The organism is Spirillospora sp. NPDC049652, assembly GCF_040675125.1.
Classification (GTDB): domain Bacteria; phylum Actinomycetota; class Actinomycetes; order Streptosporangiales; family Streptosporangiaceae; genus Spirillospora.
In genome coordinates, this window is record NZ_JBFAOF010001015.1 from 1 (window position 1) to 2,460 (window position 2,460).

Sequence of the window (2,460 nt, forward strand, 5' to 3'; positions counted from 1 at the left end):
TGGCGTCCGGCCCGACGAACACGGCGGCGCCGCAGTCGACGCAGGCGCGCTCGGGGCAGTCGGCTCCGTGCCCGTCGAGGCACGGCGTCCGCTCGAACCGGCGTTCGTCGCCGCAGGTGGAGCAGTACACGGGGGACCTCCTCGGCTATGACACGCATCACGCTCGCACGTGCCGGTGACAGAATGCGGGACTTCGCTCGGCGTGTCCGGAACTTCATGCCCGGCCGGAACGTTCCGTGTCCGCCCGGGGACACAGCGCACCTTTCGGCGCGTCCCCGGCACCGTCCGCGGCGTCCGCGCGCCCCTGGACGCCCGGCCGCGGCGGCCTTCCGGTCGCCCGCGCACGGCTTGACACGCCGTCCCGACTCGTCCGGCGCGGCTGTCAGTGTGCACCGTCCGGGGCGATGCTCGGGTCCGCCCGGGCCGCACGCCCGCGCGACGGCGCCGCCGCGCGCCGCCCGACACGGTGGGTGACCCCGCGCACGGGACGGCGGGGGACCGTGGGACGATCGGTCGGTGGCTGAGAACGCTGTCCAACCGAACGCTGCCGTCCGTCCGAACGCCGACGCGCGGTCCGCCTCCGGGCTCGCCGAGAGCCCCTTCCTGCTGGCGTGCCGGCGCGAGCCGACGCCGCACACGCCCGTCTGGTTCATGCGGCAGGCGGGCCGGTCGCTGCCCGAGTACCTGCGGGTCCGCGAGGGCGTGCCGATGCTGGAGGCGTGCACCCGGCCGGACATGATCGTCGAGATCACCCTGCAGCCGGTGCGCCGGTACGCGATCGACGCGGCGATCTTCTTCAGCGACATCATGGTGCCGCTGAAGGCGATCGGCGTGGACCTGGACATCAAGCCGGGCGTCGGCCCGGTCATCGCCGATCCGATCCGGGACGCGGCGGGCGTCGAGAGGATCCGCGAGCTGACGCCGGACGACGTGCCGTACGTCTCCGAGGCCGTCCGCGGCCTGGTGGGCGAGCTCGGGAGCACCCCGCTGATCGGGTTCGCGGGCGCCCCGTTCACCCTGGCGTCCTACCTGATCGAGGGCGGGCCGTCGAAGAACCACGACCGCACCAAGGCCGTGATGTACGGCCAGCCCGAGCTGTGGCACCGGCTCATGGAGCGGCTCGCCGACCTGACCATCGCCTACCTGAAGGTGCAGGTCGAGGCCGGGGCGAGCGCGGTCCAGCTGTTCGACTCGTGGGTCGGCGCGGTCGCGCCGGAGGACTACCGCGAGTCGGTCCTCCCGCACAGCGGCCGGATCTTCCGCGAGGTCGAGGCGCTCGGCGTCCCCCGCATCCACTTCGGCGTCGGGACGGGCGAGCTGCTCGGCCTGATGGGCGAGGCCGGCGCGGACGTCGTGGGCGTCGACTGGCGCGTCCCGCTGGACGAGGCGGCCCGGCGCGTCCCGGCGGGCAAGGCGCTCCAGGGAAACCTCGACCCGGCGCTGCTGTACGCGCCGTGGGAGACCGTCGAGCGGCGCGCCAAGGACGTCCTCGACCGCGGCCGCGCCGCCGAGGGGCACGTGTTCAACCTGGGCCACGGCGTCCAGCCGACGACCGACCCGGACGTCCTGGCCCGGCTCGCCGAGTTCGTCCACGAGTACTCCGCCGCGCAGCGCCGGGAGGGTTAGCGGCGTCCGCCCGGCGTCCCCCGGCGGCCCTCCGCGTCCCTGCGAGGCATCTCATATTGCGAGATGGCGACCCGTTGAGCGGTTTCCAGGGGGTATCTGGGAAGGTGGAGGCATGAGCGCCAAACCCACCCCGCATGTGGCGGTCGTCGGTGGCGGCGTCGCGGGTCTGGTCACCGCGTTGCGGCTGGTCGGCGGCGGCGTCAGGGTCACCCTCCTGGAAGGCTCACCCAAGGTCGGCGGCAAGCTCCGGGTCTCCGAGATCGCGGGCCTGCCGGTGGACGAGGGCGCCGAGGCGATCCTCGCCCGCCGCCCCGAGGCGGTGGACCTGGTCCGCGAGCTCGGCCGCGGCGACGACCTGGTGCATCCCGGCACCACCTCGGCCTCGATCCTGAGCCACGGGGCGCTGCGTCCGCTGCCGGCCGGGCAGGTCATGGGCGTGCCGTCCGACCTGCGCGCGCTCGCCGCCTCGCAGGTGCTGTCGCCCGCCGGCCTCGCCCGCGTCCCGCTGGACCTCGTCCTGCCGGAGACGCCGCGCGGGGACGACGTGTCGGTCGCCGACTTCATCGGCGCGCGGATGGGCCGCGAGGTCGTGGACCGGCTGGTCGAGCCGCTGCTCGGCGGCGTCTACGCCGGCCGCGCCGACCGCCTGTCGTTCGAGTCGACCCTGCCCGCCGTCGCCGCCGCCGCGCGCGGCCACCGGTCGCTGATCACCGCCGTCCGGGGCGTCCGCGCGAAGGCGCCCGCCGACCCCGGCCCGGTCTTCGCGACCCTGCCGGACGGCCTGGGCAGCCTCCCCGGGAACATCGCGGACGCGGTGACGGCCGCGGGCGGCGA

General features: G+C 75.2%; 2 protein-coding genes. Both read left to right on the plus strand.

From position 1 onward, the window contains the following. Window positions 1–606: 606 nt before the first annotated feature. Window positions 607–1,626 carry a uroporphyrinogen decarboxylase gene (hemE, locus tag AB0J52_RS36220; protein ID WP_500187427.1) on the plus strand — a complete coding sequence of 340 codons (1,020 nt, stop codon included), beginning with the start codon at window positions 607–609 and terminating at the stop codon, window positions 1,624–1,626. Window positions 1,627–1,738: 112 nt separating this feature from the next. Further along, window positions 1,739–2,460 (plus strand): protoporphyrinogen oxidase (gene hemG, locus AB0J52_RS36225; RefSeq protein WP_500187426.1); only part of this gene is annotated, 722 nt, incomplete at its 3' end.